Origin of the sequence: Spirosoma montaniterrae (assembly GCF_001988955.1) — a bacterium.
GTDB classification, from domain to species: Bacteria; Bacteroidota; Bacteroidia; order Cytophagales; family Spirosomataceae; genus Spirosoma; species Spirosoma montaniterrae.
On sequence record NZ_CP014263.1, the window covers coordinates 1360240 to 1376933 of the forward strand.

A 16694-nucleotide genomic window follows, 5' to 3' on the forward strand; every position below is an offset into this window, starting at 1 on the left:
AATTTCAATACTATGAAAACCTACGCCCGTTTTCTGTTTGCCGCCTTCACCGCAGCCGCGCTGCTGGGTGGAGTTACGTCCTGTAAGAAGGACGAAGCCGCGCCGGGCCTGTCGGCCAAAATTCAAAACATTGTGCCACAAGCCGCCTTAGACGACATGAAGGCGAAGGGGCTGGTTATCAACGAGGGGAATACACCGCCCAACATCGAAGGTGTTTTTGAAGTCTCACCATTTACCTTATTGGCTCCTTATAGCTCAGAAGACACGTATTCTAAAGGCCGCGTTGTTTCCAACTATCGCTACCGGTTCACAGCTCAGAACGGAGACGAAGTGAAAATGGAAGAGAAGCAGGTAGGTGGCAGCAACACCGGAACCGGCACGGCTTCGTTTCTGTCGGGGTCGGGTAACAAGTTTACCCTTTTCGGGCAGGTCGTCGGGACATCGAGCGGTATTGCTAACAAATACCTGACCGTTATTACCGGTGAGATGACAGCGACGGGCATCAAGGATTTTCAGTATGCTACGCTAATCACTGAGAAAACCGGCGATGTAGACAACCTCAGACTGATTCCAGTCAATAAATCTCGCGTCTGGATTGATGGTAACCAGTTAGCCAGCAAAACCAATGCGTTCCGTTTAGCGGCTCCAGACCCCCAGCTTATCGACGGTGGGTCGGGCGCATTGAGCCGGTAAATACTTGTCAATGACGCCACTTACTCAATTCCTGACACAAAAAGTATCCGGTTGCGCTTAGTTTACGACCAATTGCAGTAAACTAAGCGCAACTGGATATTTGTAACCTTCCTCACCCATGACAAGCCGACGATACGCTTATTTCAAAGTGCTGGCCGTGCTGAGCTTCGCGGTCTGGTTCACGCTGCTCACGATTGGTATTACCATTAACTCGGCCAATTATTTAGAGGCTATAGGCGATGAACGGGGGACACTCTACGATTTCCTGATGGTCATGCTGTCATATACGCCTACCAACGTGGCTCTGATGGCCGTGTGGGCGGGGTTGTCGGGTGGGCTAACCAGTAATCTGGCCGCCGAAAATTATTTCAGGCACGTAGACCGGCAGAAACTCGACCCAGCCTCACCCGATTTTCAGCGGCTGATTTATATGACCGAAAGCCCGATTGTATCGGCGTTGCGCGGGTTTATGGTCTACATGATTTTTATTGTCGGGGCTAATTTATCGCTGACCTCAAACAATGATTCGGTGACGAACATCTTCAACATGGCGAGCAAAGTGGCCGAGAAAAAGGAACGAGCCGAAGCGCAGCAGGCCACTGCCGGAACAGACAAAACGGCACTGCCGGAGAACAAAAAAGAACAAGTCGAAAACACAGCCCCGCCCCTGTATTACCGCTTTGCACTGACTATCTCATTGCTGGCGTTTCTGGTTGGTTTCGACCCGTCGCGGCTTGGTGGCTGGATCAACTCGGTGCCACTTGTTGGCAGTAGACCGGGCGGCTCCGGGGGGACACCGTAACGATGCCGTATAGCAGCAATTGGTTTTTTGCGTAGTTTGAGGGCGCAACCAATCCTACAACTTTCATGAACCGATTGCTACTCTGTTTTGCTGCCTGGGTTTTTTATGCACAGGCGTGTGCCCAAACCACGTTTTCCGTTTCATTTCCTGCCGCCCAAAGTACCGCCCCGCTCGACGGGCGCGTGCTGCTGATGCTGGCTAAAACTGCCAGCCCGGAGCCACGCAATCAGGTGAGCGATGCCGTTGAAACGGCGCAATTGTTTGGGATTGATGTCAACGGGCTGAAACCCGGTCAGGCGGCTGTGGTCGATGCCAGTGTGTTCGGCTACCCAAAACGCAGCCTGCGCGATTTGCCGCCCGGCGATTATTATGTGCAGGCGGTGTTGCACAAGTACGAAACGTTTCAGGTGAAAAACGGCCCGAATGGTACGCGCCGGACGGTGAAGCTGCCAATGGATAGGGGCGAAGGACAGAACTGGCGCACAGCCCCCGGCAACCTGTTCAGCAAGCCGCAGAAGATTACGCTCAAAGCTGGTGGCAAACAAGCCTTTGCGGTCGTGATGGACCAGGTGAACCCGCCCATTCAGGAGCCGAAAGACACGAAATTCATCAAACACATCAAAATTCAGAGTCAGAAACTAACCGAGTTCTGGGGCCGACCGATGTACCTCGGCGCTCACGTACTGTTGCCCGCCGGGTTTGATGAGCACCCCAACGCCCGCTATCCGATCTGCATCAATCACGGCCACTTTCCCGCCGACTTCGACGGATTCAGCGAAACGCCCCCGCCCGCCAACATGGACACGACCGACTATATTGCCCGGTTCAATCTGCGCGGCTATAACAAGATTGTGGCGCAGGAAGCCTACGATTTTTACAAGAAGTGGACCGGCCCCAACTTCCCGCGTATGCTGATTGTGGAAATTCAGCACGCCAACCCCTATTACGATGATTCGTATGCCGTGAACTCCGAAAACCTTGGTCCTTATGGCGACGCCATCATGTATGAACTGCTACCCGAAATCGAGAAGCAGTTTAGAGGTATTGGGCAGGGCTGGGCGCGGTTTACCTACGGCGGCAGCACAGGCGGCTGGGAAGCTCTGGCTGTGCAGGTGCTCTACCCCGACGAGTTTAACGGCTGTTTTGCCGCCTGCCCCGACCCCATCAGCTTCGACGCCTACACGGTGTTTAATCTGTATAAAGACAAGAACGCGTACTACAGCGAAGGGCCGTTGCGTCGAACTCCCCGCCCCAGTCAGCGCAACTATCTCGGTCAGGTAAAAGTAACGATGGAGGAAACCAACCACCGCGAACTGGCCTTAGGCACCAACAGCCGCTCCGGCGATCAGTTCGATATCTGGGAGGCTGTGTACTCACCCGCCGGACCGGATGGCTATCCCAAACGCATCTGGAACAAACTAACCGGCGAAATAGACGCAACCGTAGCGGCTTACTGGCGCGAACACTACGACCTGCTGCACATCCTGAAACGCGACTGGAAAACCCTCGGCCCTAAAGTAACCGGCAAAATCCACCTCTACTGTGGCGACATGGACAACTATTACCTCAACAACGCCGTGTACCTGATGGAAGATTTTCTGAAGAAGGTTGAAAATCCGGCAGCACGCGCCGAGGTGGCCTACGGCGACCGCTTTGAGCACTGCTGGAACGGCGACCCCAACGTGCCGAACTACATTAGTCGACTGCGTTATAATACGATGTACGTCGACAAAATCCTGAAGCGCATCGAAGCCAACCACCCACAAGGTGCCGATTTGACAAGCTGGCGGTATTAACGTAGAGACGCAAGATGTTGCGTCTCATTTCCCGGATGGCTTCTGGCTGACGCACGAGGAGACGCAATGGCTGACGCACGAGGAGACGCAACATCTTGCGTCTCTACAAATTTCCCAGGAACGCCATCGTATCCACGCCGTCGGCGTAATCTGTAAGCGCGGGTTGCTGGGTTTGGCCGAATGCTACGCCGGGCAGACTAATACTGTTGGCAAGCCAGTTCTGGGCCGACGCTACAACCTGAATCTGTTCGGCGCGGTCGGTTAACCACTGTTTGGCTTCATCGAGCGTTGCGTAAGTCTGGTAATAAACGGCTGAAATAGGGGAAACTAAGCCTTCATTTTCAGTGACAAGCAGGTAGCCGTTGTCGTAATGCGGCACTGCGTTGATCAGATAAATCGATTTGTTATAATCGTAATTGTTCTGGTACTTGTGGTTGTCTAAAAACAACTTCGCCTGCGGTTCGAGCGTTCGGAGCAGGGGTATGAAGTCGTAGTTTTCCGGCACGAGCAGCGTTGAAACGTTGCGGCAACCGAGTCCATAATAGTCCGAAATATCGTGACCAAGTTTCAGTAGCTCGTCGTCGGCTTCTTCGCCCATGAGCAGCCCAACGGATGTACGGTTTCGGCGGATGATGCTGGGTTTCCGACCAAAATAATACTCGAAATACCGGGCGGTATTGTTGCTGCCCGTAGCAATGTAGGCGTCAGCCGCATTTAGCCGCTCTACTTCGTCGATATAATCGACGAAGCCCGGATTAATCTCCTTTAATTTTTGTATTAAATAATGAATAAGTACAAAATCTTGACTGCTGAGTTTTGCGAGCAGTTTATGACCACTCATCAATACACATAATAAATCATGAAACCCGACCGCCGGAATATTGCCTGCCATTACTACGCCAACAGCGCGTGGCGAACCACTCGGTTCGGGCTGATACCGACTGGCCCAAACCCTCAGCTTATCGGCGTCGAGAAACTGTTTGGCAATAGAATGTAAGGCTTTCAGCGAGTTATCGGGCGTAAACCAATTATTTTTATGGTAAGCGCGTTGGGCGATTTCGTCAAGTTCTGGCTGGGCATCGGCTGAACGCAGGAAGTTACCGAGGGCCACGAACGTTTGCAGGCGTTCTGCTTGTAACATGAAAGGAATAAACGAATGGAATACTCCATCAACTAAAGGAAATTAAATTTAGTTTGCGGTCAACCTTTAAATAATTATATTTGTTGTTTAAATCAAGAATCTTAATCGTTTACAGTTTATAAATTTGTACTGCCCATGGCAATCATGATCACTGACGAGTGCATCAACTGTGGTGCCTGCGAACCCGAATGCCCCAATACGGCCATTTACGAAGGTGGTGTTGAGTGGACCTGGGGAGGAGGGACTGAACTTACCGAAGTTGATTTCGGCGATGGCACGGTAATTAGCGGCAAAGCACCTCAGGCACCCGTCTCCAACGAATTTTATTACATCGTCAGTGACAAATGCACCGAGTGTATGGGCTTTCATGAAGAGCCACAATGTGCGGCTGTTTGCCCTGTCGATTGCTGTGTGCCTGACCCCGATCAGGTAGAAGATGAAGAAACGTTACTGGCCAAAAAAGCCTGGTTGCACGCTGAAGCCTGACATACCTATAATTCCGTTACCTAAAAAAAGCCCTGACAAATGTTTGTCAGGGCTTTTTTTAGGTAACGGCTAATCAAAAACGAATAATTTTCAATCAAAATAATATTCTGCGATAAAATCAATTTGCAAAATTTCTTGTAATAAGGAAATATTTTAGAAAATAGGGATTTTACGTTTAAAAACTATAAAATTTTAAATAAATTTGAGGTAAAACCAGAAAAAATGCATTTTGTTTTGATGTTGCACTTGCTTTATTACAATTGAGTGGTAAAATTTGCTTCAGAATTTATACCACAGACAAACATCGCTCCACAAAACAAACCACATGAAAAAAACAATTTTACTTCTAAGTTCTTTGCTTATTGGTTATGGTGTTCAGGCACAGGACTCGACTACTGCCGCGCCAGGAAAATTCACGTTTGCGGGCTACCTCGACACCTACTACTTTGCCAATTTCAACAACCCGCAAGACCGCATGAACACGGGCGTTTTTGGAGCTGCCCGAGCATTCGATCAGCGGGCGGGGCAATTTCAGTTAGGCATTGTGCAGGCACGAGCCAACTATACGTCCGACAAAGTTGACGCCGTGATGGACCTCGCCTTCGGTAACAACGCTGACCTCGGTAACTACGGCAACACCGTATCGCTCAATTCGGGGGCTGCCACCTCTACTGCATTGGTTATCAAGCAGGCGTACCTGACCATGAAGGCAAGCCCGAAGCTCTCGTTCACGGCGGGGCAATTTGGTACACACATTGGCTACGAAGTCATCGATGCGCCAGTCAACTACAACTACTCGCTCTCGAACCTCTTCAACAATGGGCCGTTCTATCACCTCGGTCTGAAAGCGCAGTATACGTTCAGCGATAGGGTATATTTGATGGCCGGGCTGGTAAACAACGTTGACCGTAACTTCGATAACAACCGCGCCAAAGGATTTATCGCCCAATTGTTCATTAGCCCCGTAAGCGGCTGGAACGTATACCTGAACACGGCTATCTCGAACGAAGCTAATGTGAAAACGGTGAATGGCACGGCTGGCAAAGACTCGACCGGTAACTACTCGGTTTTCGACCTGACAACGACCTATCAGGTTACGCCGAAGTTCTTCCTCGGCCTGAACGCAGCTTACGGTTCGCAAAAGGGCGGTTATCAGCAGGGAAACCCCTATGCTACCGGCACGTTTGTCGACAAAGCCACCACCTGGGGCGGGGTAGCCGTGTACAGCAACTATGCCTTCACCGATAAATTTGGCATGGGCATTCGCTACGAAACCTTCGACAACAAAGGGGGCGCACGTGCCCTGACAGCCGCCGATGGGTCGGGTGTGAGCGTGAACTCGATTACTGTTACGGGTAATATTGTTATTGCCGACGGCCACGTGCTGCTCAAACCTGAACTGCGGATGGACAATTACAGCAAAGACAAGTTCATCAATGGCGACGGTGAATTGGTAAAAGGCCAGACCACGCTGGGCATGGCCGCCATCTTTAAGTTTTAATCAACCGGTTTCCTGTACAACAAAAACCTATTCAGTTCCATGCAAAAACCTAACTACATTCCCCTCGCTATTTTGCTCGTTGTCAGCTTTGTAGCTGTTATGATGCCCGCCGTGCCGACGCAGATTGTTACGGAAGGAATTAACTCGGGCGACACGGCCTGGATGCTCGTGGCTACGGCCCTTGTGCTGCTCATGACGCCTGGTCTGGCGTATTTCTACGGCGGTATGGTGAACAATAAAAACGTGATTTCGACCATGTTGCAAAGTTTTATTGCGATGGGCGCAATCAGCGTATTGTGGGTAGTGGTTGGCTACAGCCTTGCCTTCGGCAGCACAATAGGCGGTTTCATCGGCAATCCATTCGATCACTTCATGTTCAAAGGCGTACTCGATGGCAAGCCCTGGTCGCTGGCGGCTTCGATTCCGCTGGTGGTGTTCGCGTTCTTCCAGTTGAAGTTTGCCGTCATCACGCCCGCTCTCGTAACGGGTTCGATGGCCGAGCGTATTAACTTCCGGTCGTATGTGCTGTTTATGATTCTGTTCAGCCTGTTCGTATACAGCCCGCTGGCACACATGACCTGGCATCCAGATGGTTATCTCTTCAAATTGGGCGTTCTTGACTTTGCCGGTGGTACGGTTGTACACATGTCGGCGGGTTGGGCTGCTCTGGCGGGTGCGCTCTACCTGAAGCGTCGTAAGTCGCACCTCGAAGCCAGTGCGTTCCCACCGGCCAATATCCCGTTTGTGCTGTTGGGTACGGGTCTGCTGTGGTTTGGCTGGTTTGGTTTCAACGCTGGTTCGGCAGTAGGTGCATCGCCACTGGCTGCTTCAGCGTTCGCTACAACCAATACGGCGGCTGCGGCTGCGGGTCTGGCATGGGTGCTGTTCGATGCCGCTAAAGGCAAAAAAGTATCGGCACTGGGCTTCTGTATTGGTGCGGTGGTTGGTCTGGTTGCCATTACCCCGGCGGCAGGCTTCGTAACGGTTCCAACGGCTATCTTTATCGGAACGGTTGGCGCAATGGTATCGAACTATGTGGCTCACCTGCGCTCGAAATCAACCCTCGACGATACGCTCGACGTATTCCCCTGTCACGGCGTAGGCGGTATGGTTGGTATGATTATGACGGGCATTTTTGCCAGCAAAGGCATCAACTCAGCCGTTACAGTAGAGGGGTTGGCATTCGGCGAAACCGGCTTGTTCATCACGCACATGATTGCGCTGGTTGCGGTATCGGCGTTTGCCTTCGGGATGTCGTTTCTGCTGCTGAAAGTCACTGACCTGATTCTGCCACTGCGGGTGTCGGTAGACGACGAGAAACAAGGTCTCGACGTTAGCCAGCACGACGAATTCCTCATCGAAGCATAATTCAGTGAAGAGTTAAAAGTGAAAAATGAAAAGTTATCTATTCTGCCAACATATTTTTCATTTTCAACTCTTCACTTTTCACTAAAAAAGGCAGAGCCACAGGCACCCTGTCTGGCCGTGATGTCTGACAGCTTTACTGTGGTTTTGTTGTACTCGTGGAGCCACTCCCGCTTGGGGGTGGTTTCCTGTTTTTGGTCTATTTTTGTCTATTGTCTGATGGTTCGGTATATTTTTTGATACTAAACAATCTATTGATATACAACGCATAATGCCTGCTTTAGACAACTACACCGTGCCATTAACGGCTAAGACAGCCGCTCACTTACTCAGGCGGGCTACGTTCGGTCCGACACAGGCCGAGATTACGGCATTTACGGGGTTGACGGCTACGCAGGCCGTACAACAATTGATTGCCAATGCCCGATATACTGTGTTGCCACCCATCGACCTCGATAGCACGAAGCCTACTGCTGGGCAAACGTATATTGATAAACCGTTCGATCATAGCCGTAACTTTTACCTGGGTCATTACCTCAGGCACTGGTGGCTGGGTCTGATGACAACCCAGGCTGCTCCGCCCAGCCTGCTCGATAAACTGGCCCTGTTCTGGCAAAATCACTTCGTTACAACCCGCAACACGGTCGAAGATTATCGGTTTGTATACCAGTACCTTGTGCTATTGCGGAATAACGCGCTTGGCAACTTTCGAACGTTTGTGACGAAAATGACCAAAGAACCAGCCATGCTGCGTTACCTGAACGGTAACGAAAATGAGGTTGGCAAACCCAATGAAAACTACGCCCGCGAATTGCAGGAACTCTTTACGGTAGGCGCTGTCGACTTCGCCGGTAATAAAAACTATACTGAAGACGACGTAAAAGCAGCCGCCAAAGTGCTGACTGGCTGGCAGTATACCAACCATAATGTTACCGGATCGGTCTCGTTTAAAACCACCTTTACCGATAGCCGGCATGATGCCAGCAACAAAACCTTTTCGGCACATTATGCCAACACGGTTATTACCGGGCGGGCCGTTTCGGAGCCGGGTACTACCTCGGCAGGTGATGCCGAGCTAAACGATCTGGTAGACATGTTGCTGCGGCACCCGCAAACGCCCCGCTATATCTGCCGCAAACTATACCGCTGGTACGTGAATCCAACGGTTACGCAGGCAATTGAAGATACGGTTATCGGGCCGTTGGCCGAGTTTTTTGCCAGCCCCGCCAATAACTACGCCATTCAGCCGGTGGTATCGAAACTGCTGACCAGCCAGGTCTTTTTTGACCCGGTCAACATCGGGTCGATGATAAAATCGCCCCTTGAGTTAACGGTTGGTGCGTTACGGTTTTTCAACCAGCCCGTACCCGAACTACCCGCCGATTATGCCGCTTTTGGCACCTATTTCGACTTTGTGACCTGGCGCGTTGGTCAGATGCAGATGGACCTGATCGATCAGGCAACCGTCTTTGGCTACGATGCGTATTATCAGACGGGCTTTTCAAAACTCTGGATCAATACATCAACGGTGGGCTTGCGGGGCGACCTGACCGATACGTTTATCTGGCGATGGCTTCAGATTAAGCCGGGTTATATGATGGGCATCGACTTGCTGGCGTGGGTGACGTCGATGCAACCCAACTTCAGCGATGTGGCCGGAACCCCCGCCATTTCGTGCAGCGAGGTACTGACGGGGCTGACGAAAAATCTGTTTGTGGTAGACCTGTTTCCGGCGCAGCAGGATTTTTTGATCGATACAATTATGATGCAGGGTATTCCGCGCACGTCGTGGCAGTTTGAGTGGAACCGCTACCGCCGAAATCCTACCAATAGCGGAGATGGCTTCGCCGTACTGTGGCGGCTCCAGAACCTGATGAAATACATGCTTCGTATGGCCGAATACCAGGTGTTTTGATATGAACCGAAGAGACTTTTTAGCGACCGCATCGGCAGCCGTATCGCCCGTTGTACTCGATGGCTTCGGGCTGAAAGCCATTGGCCGACAGGCTATGCTCGTACAGTCATTGCTCGAAACGTCGGCTCTGAACACCGACCGCGTGTTGGTAATCGTGTACCTCAACGGCGGCAACGACGGCCTGAATACCGTGATTCCGCTCGACCAGTTGTCGCAGTACAACAACCTGCGCAGTAATATTGCTATTCCGCAAAACCGGATTTTGTCCCTCAACGGCAATCCGGACACAGGGCTTCATCCGGCCATGACGGGGCTGCGAAATCTCTACAACGATGGTAAACTAACCATTGTCCAGTCGGTGTCGTATCCCGATCCCGACCAGTCGCACGTGCGCTCGACAGATATTTGGATGACGGGCGTCGATGCCAGTCAACTTGGCACAACGGGCTGGGCCGGGCGGTATCTCGACAACAGGTTCCCCGATTATCCCAGTAGCTACCCTAATCCGCAGATGGATCATCCGCTGGCGATTCAGATCGGGTACTTAACCTCAACGGCTCTGCTCGGTCCGCAACAGTCGATGGCAATTGCGCTGAACGACCCCGAAAGTTTTTACGCCTTAGTTGGTTCGGGTGATCCACCGTCGCCCGGCGGGACGCACAGCCATGAGGTAGGCCAACTGATTACTTACGTTCGTAAACAGCAACTGCTGGCAGTGGGCTATGCCAACGAGATCAAGCAAGCTGCTGACGCAGGCCGGAATCTGGCGACATACCCCGAAGGCTACGAAAAAAACTACCTCGCCGATCAGTTGAAGATTGTGGCCCGGCTAATTCATGGCGGGCTAAAAACCAAAATCTACTTTGTCTCCCTTTCGGGCTTCGATACGCATTCTGGTCAGGTCGATAGTGTCGATACAACCCAGGGCGAACACGCCACGCTGCTTGGCAAGCTGTCGATAGCCATCGATACGTTTCAGCGGGATTTACAGCTACAAGGCACACACGAACGGGTGATTGGCATGACGTTCTCGGAGTTTGGTCGCCGGGCCGATTCCAACAATTCCAAAGGTACTGACCACGGCGTTGCGGCCCCGTTATTTGTTTTCGGCACGGGCGTGAAGCACCAGACCATCGGCCAGAATCCCGACCTGACAAACCTGATCGACCGCTGGGGCAGTAAAGACATTCCGATGCAGATCGACTTCCGGCGCGTTTATACCGACGTACTGAACGGCTGGTTTGGCACCGCCCCAGCCACCACCGACACTGTATTGTACCGCAATTTTCCGACGATTTCGCTGTTTTCCAACGTGGTCGAAACGGTGGCGTCGGGCCACTGGCGCGATAGCAGTCGCTGGACCGTTGGGCGGGTGCCGTTTGCCAGCGAATACGTGAAAATCAACGCCGGGCATACCATGACCGTTGACCGTAATATCACCGTGCGCAACATCCAGCTTAACGGAAAACTGACTTACATCGGGCCATATTCTATTCGGATAACCGGATAATGCTAAAATCCGTTACCTTTACGCCAGTCGTATGCAAGCATACTATCGGTAATGGAACAGACCTATCAATCCTTATCTTTACACCAGACCGACGGCGTAATGACCGTCACGCTGCTGGGTCCCGGCAAGGGCAACGCCATGGGGCCGGAGTTCTGGGATGAGCTGCCCCGCGCAATGGACGCTATCAACCAAATGCCCGACGTCCGGTGCATTGTGTTTCGCGGCAGTGGCGATCATTTCAGTTATGGCCTGAATGTGGGGCAGATGATGCCCCGGCTGGCCGCTATGACTACCGGCACCGTGCTGGCTGCCAAACGTGCCGAACTGATGGCGCAGATTCGGTTTATGCAATCGGGTTTTCAGAAAATGCACATTTCCCCGAAGCCCGTTATTGCCGCCGTGCATGGCTGGTGCATTGGCGGGGGCGTTAACATGATTGCCGCTGCCGACATCCGCCTTTGCTCGCGGGATGCCAAATTCAGCCTGCGCGAAGCCAAACTCGCCATCACCCCCGACATTGGTGGCTTACAGTGGCTCCCTACCATTATCGGGCAGGGTCTTACCCGCGAAATGGCCTTTACCGGTGCCGACTATGACGCGGCCTTTGCCGAACGCACTGGCCTGGTAAACCACGTGTACGACACGCCCGACGCTCTATTTGCCGCTGCCGACACGCTGGCCCGCCAAATTGCCAACAATCCGGCTTCAGCGGTGCAGGGTGCCAAACAGGTACTGAACTACAGCCTGAACAAATCCATCGAAGACGGGCTACAATACGTAGCGGTCTGGAATTCCAGCCAGATGCAATCCGACGATTTCAGCGAAGCCATGCATGCCACGCTCGAACGCCGACAAGCAGAGTTTAACAAAAAATCAGAGAGAGGGTATTAGTTTAGTGATGAGTGATGAACGATAAGAGATGAGTAGCTGACGCGAAAGTCTGTCACCCCTCTGCTCCGGTGTACCAGTTCATCACTCATCGTTCATCACTTATCACTATGAATGCAGGAATGCTGCGCAACGATGCGCTGAAAGGGAAAACCATTATTGTAACGGGCGGAGGCACGGGCCTCGGCAAATCCATTAGCCGCTATCTGCTTCAGTTGGGAGCCAACGTTACTATCTGTAGTCGTCGGCAGGCCGTGATTGACGAAACAGCCAAAGAACTGATGGCCGAGACTGGCGGGCAGGTACTGGCCGTTGCCTGCGACGTTCGCAACCCCGAACAGATTGAGCATGTCATGGCCGAAACCATTGCCAAATTTGGCCGGATTGACGGGTTGCTGAACAATTCGGCGGGTAATTTCATTAGCCCGACCGAGCGGCTGTCGTATAAAGCCTTCGATACGATTGTCGATATTGTGCTGCGCGGCACGTATTATTTTACGCTGGCCGTGGGCAAGTACTGGATTGAGAATCAGATTAAAGGCACGGTGCTGAACATCAGCACTACCTACGCCACCACAGGGTCTGGCTATGTGGTGCCGAGTGCCGTAGCTAAAGGCGGTGCGCTGATTATGACAAAATCATTGGCTGCTGAATGGGGCAAATACGGCATCCGGCTCAACGCCATCGCGCCCGGCCCTTTCCCCACCAAAGGCGCGTGGGACCGGCTCTTCCCCGAACCGCTGGCAAGTCTGATGGACCCCACGAGCCGCATCCCGCTCAAGCGTGTGGGCGAACATCAGGAATTAGCCAACTTAGCCGCCTACCTGCTCTCTGATTTTTCGGGCTACATGACCGGCGAGTGCGTTACCCTCGACGGGGGCGAAGTATTGTCGAACGGTGAGTTCAACCACCTCGAAAAAGTTACGCCTGAGATGTGGGACATGATCGGCGAAACCATCAAACAAGCCAACCGGGCCAGTAAGAAAGAAGGGCAAGGCTAACGCCAACCTGTAGAGACGCAACCCTTTGCGTCTCCTTCGCGTCAGCAATAAACCATCCGGTCAGGAGACGTTGGCTGGCACGAAGGAGCTGGCTGGTGCGTCCGGTCCGGATACGCTGGCTGGTGCGAAGGAACTGGCTGACGCGAAGCAGACGCAAAGGGTTGCGTCTCTACTTGAGCATTTCCACTATTAGTGCCAGTTCTTCGACCGTGGCTTCGGGGCTGCCGTTGTAGCCGACGGAACGATACCGAACGCGTCCGTTTGGGCCGATAACGACTTTGGTTGGAATGCCCTTCACTTTGTAAGCGTTGGCAACGCGCTGCTGTGTATCGAGTGGCACCACAAACGGGTAGGGGTTGCGTTCCATGAAGTTGTGAACCCGTGAGAGCGGCCCACCCTCGCGGGTATTTACGAACAGAAACCGTACGTTCGGGTCGCTCTGAAAGCGAGCCTGCGCCTGTTGCATGGCCGGGAACGATGCCACACACGGCCCGCACCACGTTGCCCAGAAATCGAGCACGATTACTTTGCCCTTGAAAGCCGTTGATGAAATGGTGCGTCCCAGCAAATCGGTCAGCGCGAAGGCAGGAGCGGGTTCATCGATGAGTTTTTCGCGGAGTTCGTCGCGCTTATCGGCCATGAGATCGGCTTCGAGGTCGGCAATGTAGGCGTCGGCTTTAGCGGGGGTTTGGCCGGGTTGCCGGGCATACCACTCACGCAGAGCGGCTTTTAGGCGGGTAGTCGCGCGGCCCGTGCTAATAGCGGCTTCGGCCATTGGGCGGGCGTCGGCGGCATGGTTCGTGCGGAGGGCGCACAGAAAATACCGCTCGTTGGTGCGTGGGTCGCTGTTTTCGGCTTCGTCGAGGTTTATGACCGATTGATAAGCAGTGTAGGCATCGGCAAATTTACCCTGCTGTTCGAGCGTTCGGGCCAGCGTATTCATCAACTGCCGCTGCCGGGTTTGCTGCTCAGTAGCCCAGGCAGTTGGGGTTAAGTTACCGGGTTTAGACTGAAGTTGCTGCACAGCAATAGCCCGGCGGATGATGCGCTCGGCGTCGGGCAGGGCGCGTTGCTCATCGGCCATTTTAAAGGCTATCGTGCTCAGCATCAACACGTCGATTTGTGTGGGCGGTAGTTTTTCCACAAACGCCACCAAGCCGTTTATGTCGTTGTTTTTGTAATAGCTATCGGCCATCAGAATACTCAGCGCGGGTAGCTGCGACGAGGTTGGAAACTCGCGGGCATATGCCTGATAAGCCGCTTTCTTCTTCGTCCAGTCGGGTTCGTTCCGCACAGCCATTGCCCGGTCTTTCTGCACTAACGAGCCGCCAGGGTCGGCGGTTTTTTGTCGTTCGCGCAGTTGTTTGGCCTTGGGAAAATCGCCCATGCTTTCGTAGAGTTGCGCAGCCGTCATGAACTCAGCAGGCGTAGGCGGCTGACGCGACGATAGATACGACTCGATACCCGCTTTCACCGTTGGCCCGTAGCCCGGTTTTTTCTGTTTAATCAAGGCCGCGTAATAGTCCGACCAGTAGAGCGGGCGCAGGTCGGGGTGTTGTTTTAACTCCTGCTCATACAGGGCTACCACCCAGTTCGGGTCGGGCCGGCTGCCTGCTTCGTACAAAAATCCTGTTCGCATAAACACCGACGCCTGACCGCCCGTAGCATGGGGCAGGGATTGACCGTTTTCATCGCAGACGGGCACAACGTAAAGTTTGCCTTTATTGAGGTCAACGCGTTGCGGCTGCTGCGGGTTACGGAACAGGAATGCCAATCCGGCTACGTCGGCTTTCGGTGCGCGCACCTCGCCCACGAAATCATTGCCCTGCCGCACCAGCGTAACCGAAGTCGGGCGGCTCAGATGCATGGTCGAGGGCGCACCATACCGCACATGGCGACCTTCGATAAGACTATCGGCGGCTAAGGGCGTACCCTGTGGCGAATACGTGAACGAAACCGTTTGGCCTACCTGCGGAGTTGCCGGAGAATAGCGGAACTGCGCCCGTGAGGGAGATCCCAAAAAAACGAAGATGAGCAAAAGATAGTTTTTCATAACGAATAACAGAATCAAATCATACCGCCACCGGTTCCTCGCGTTTCACCGACCGTGATACCGCCCACAGGCCCAGCAACGTGAGCAGGCCGTTGAGCAGCAGCCGCTCGAAACCAAACTGATACCCATTGAGCCACGCCACCGAATTTTTGTCGATGATGTACGTCAGCACCGGAGACGCTAAACAAATCAGCGGCACCCATTGATCGCGGACGGGGCGATTGTTGAACATGCCAAACGTATACAGGCCCAGCAGTGGCCCGTAGGTGTAGCCCGCAATATCGAATACCGCCGTGATAACCTCCTTGTTGTTCAGTTGCTTGAACAGCAGAATCACCACGTAAAACAGCAGTGAAAAGCCGATGTGAACAATATGTTTGATGCGCGCCCGCTCGGCTTCGGGGCGTTTTTCGACGTTCATAAAATCGACGCAGAACGAAGTGGTCAGGGCCGTCAGAGCTGAGTCGGCACTGGCGTAGGTGGCGGCTGTGATGCCCAGCAGAAACGTAATGCCCACTACTAAGCCGAGGTGATTGAGAGCCAGCATCGGGTACAAATCGTCGGTGCGTTCGGGAATGGCGATACCTTCTTTTTGGGCGTAGGCATAGAGCAGCACGCCCAGACTCAGAAACATAAAGTTGACAAACACCAGCGTTACCGTAAACCAGAACATATTTTTCTGCGCTTCACCGATGTTTTTGCAGGTCAGGTTTTTCTGCATCAAATCCTGATCCAAGCCGGTCATGACAATGGCAATGAAAGCCCCGGCAATGAACTGCTTGAAAAAGTTTTTTGGATCGTTGGCATCCCAGTAAAAAATCTGCGACATGGGGCTGTTGTTCACCGTTTGCACCAACTCGCCGAAGGAAAAGTTCAACTCGTTGGAAATCAAGTATATAGTGAAAATGACCGCCATAATCAGAAATACGGTTTGCAGCGTATCGGTGACGATAATAGTTTTAACGCCCCCTTTGAAGGTGTAAATCCAGATCAGCCCGATGGTAATCAGCACCGACACCTCGAACGGCACACCGAGCGCATTGAAAAGGGCCAGTTGCAACACGCCAGCCGCCACATAGAGCCGCACCGCCGAGCCAACCGTGCGGGCCAGCAAAAAGAAACCCGCGCCCGTTTTGTACGACCAGAAACCGAATCGTTTTTCGAGGTAGCCGTAAATCGAAATCAGGTTCATCCGGTAATACAGCGGCATCAGTACCGTACCAATAACGAGATAGCCGACGATGTAGCCCAGCACAACCTGAAAGTACGAAAACCCGATTTTCCCGACCGCTCCCGGCACCGAAATAAACGTAACCCCCGACAAGGAGGTGCCAATCATGCCGAACGCCACCAGCCACCAGGGCGATTGCCGGTTGGCCGTAAAAAAGGTATTGGTGTCGGCTCCGCGAGCGGTGTAGAACGAAACGGCAATCAACATGCCAAAGTAAGCAATCAAAATAACTAACGCGACGGTGGTGTTCATGGGGGCAATTTACAGATGATAATGGATGATTTACAAGTACTGACTGGGTGGGCAACAACC

General features: G+C 52.9%; 13 protein-coding genes. 10 read left to right on the top strand and 3 right to left on the bottom strand.

Features of this window, described 5'->3' with window-relative positions:
* Nucleotides 1–12: 12 nt before the first annotated feature.
* From AWR27_RS05885 to AWR27_RS05895, 3 genes are all read left to right on the top strand, one after another.
* Nucleotides 13–693 carry a hypothetical protein gene (locus AWR27_RS05885; RefSeq protein WP_077130333.1) on the top strand — a complete coding sequence of 227 codons (681 nt, stop codon included), beginning with the start codon at nt 13–15 and terminating at the stop codon, nt 691–693.
* A 118-nt stretch (nt 694–811) separates the two neighbouring features.
* Nucleotides 812–1495, top strand: coding sequence for a hypothetical protein (locus tag AWR27_RS05890; RefSeq protein ID WP_077130334.1), 684 nt, complete (start codon nt 812–814; stop codon nt 1493–1495).
* Between the two features lie 65 nt (nt 1496–1560).
* Complete coding sequence (locus AWR27_RS05895) at nt 1561–3291, top strand: alpha/beta hydrolase (RefSeq protein ID WP_077130335.1); 1731 nt, start codon at nt 1561–1563, stop codon at nt 3289–3291.
* Nucleotides 3292–3394: 103 nt separating this feature from the next.
* Here AWR27_RS05895 and AWR27_RS05900 read toward each other — a convergent pair whose 3' ends face one another.
* Nucleotides 3395–4432: an aldehyde dehydrogenase family protein gene (locus AWR27_RS05900; RefSeq protein ID WP_077130336.1), complete on the bottom strand. Its 1038-nt coding sequence runs from the start codon at nt 4430–4432 to the stop codon at nt 3395–3397.
* 135 nt (nt 4433–4567) lie between these two features.
* On the opposite strand from AWR27_RS05900, the gene AWR27_RS05905 reads away from it, so the two are divergent.
* The 7 genes from AWR27_RS05905 to AWR27_RS05935 all read left to right on the top strand — a co-directional run bounded on the left by AWR27_RS05905 (nt 4568) and on the right by AWR27_RS05935 (nt 13098).
* The gene (locus tag AWR27_RS05905; protein WP_077130337.1) at nt 4568–4918 is read left to right on the top strand and encodes a 4Fe-4S dicluster domain-containing protein; all 351 of its coding nucleotides are present in this window, start codon (nt 4568–4570) and stop codon (nt 4916–4918) included.
* Between the two features lie 325 nt (nt 4919–5243).
* Complete coding sequence (locus tag AWR27_RS05910) at nt 5244–6419, top strand: porin (RefSeq protein WP_077130338.1); 1176 nt, start codon at nt 5244–5246, stop codon at nt 6417–6419.
* Between the two features lie 39 nt (nt 6420–6458).
* Nucleotides 6459–7787 (top strand): ammonium transporter, encoded by a 1329-nt coding sequence (locus AWR27_RS05915; protein WP_077130339.1) that lies wholly within the window; start codon nt 6459–6461, stop codon nt 7785–7787.
* Between the two features lie 268 nt (nt 7788–8055).
* Nucleotides 8056–9699, top strand: a complete 1644-nt coding sequence (locus tag AWR27_RS05920) for a DUF1800 domain-containing protein (RefSeq protein ID WP_077130340.1) — start codon at nt 8056–8058, stop codon at nt 9697–9699.
* A 1-nt stretch (nt 9700) separates the two neighbouring features.
* Nucleotides 9701–11209 (top strand): DUF1501 domain-containing protein, encoded by a 1509-nt coding sequence (locus tag AWR27_RS05925; protein WP_077130341.1) that lies wholly within the window; start codon nt 9701–9703, stop codon nt 11207–11209.
* Nucleotides 11210–11260: 51 nt separating this feature from the next.
* Nucleotides 11261–12100, top strand: coding sequence for a crotonase/enoyl-CoA hydratase family protein (locus AWR27_RS05930; protein WP_077130342.1), 840 nt, complete (start codon nt 11261–11263; stop codon nt 12098–12100).
* A gap of 107 nt (nt 12101–12207) precedes the next feature.
* Nucleotides 12208–13098: an SDR family oxidoreductase gene (locus AWR27_RS05935; protein ID WP_077130343.1), complete on the top strand. Its 891-nt coding sequence runs from the start codon at nt 12208–12210 to the stop codon at nt 13096–13098.
* A 169-nt stretch (nt 13099–13267) separates the two neighbouring features.
* Here the strand turns inward: AWR27_RS05935 and AWR27_RS05940 are convergent, their stop codons facing one another.
* Both AWR27_RS05940 and AWR27_RS05945 read right to left on the bottom strand, forming a co-directional pair.
* Nucleotides 13268–15151 (bottom strand): TlpA disulfide reductase family protein, encoded by a 1884-nt coding sequence (locus tag AWR27_RS05940; protein ID WP_077133831.1) that lies wholly within the window; start codon nt 15149–15151, stop codon nt 13268–13270.
* A gap of 19 nt (nt 15152–15170) precedes the next feature.
* Nucleotides 15171–16634 carry a sodium:solute symporter gene (locus AWR27_RS05945; RefSeq protein WP_077130344.1) on the bottom strand — a complete coding sequence of 488 codons (1464 nt, stop codon included), beginning with the start codon at nt 16632–16634 and terminating at the stop codon, nt 15171–15173.
* Nucleotides 16635–16694 lie beyond the last annotated feature (60 nt).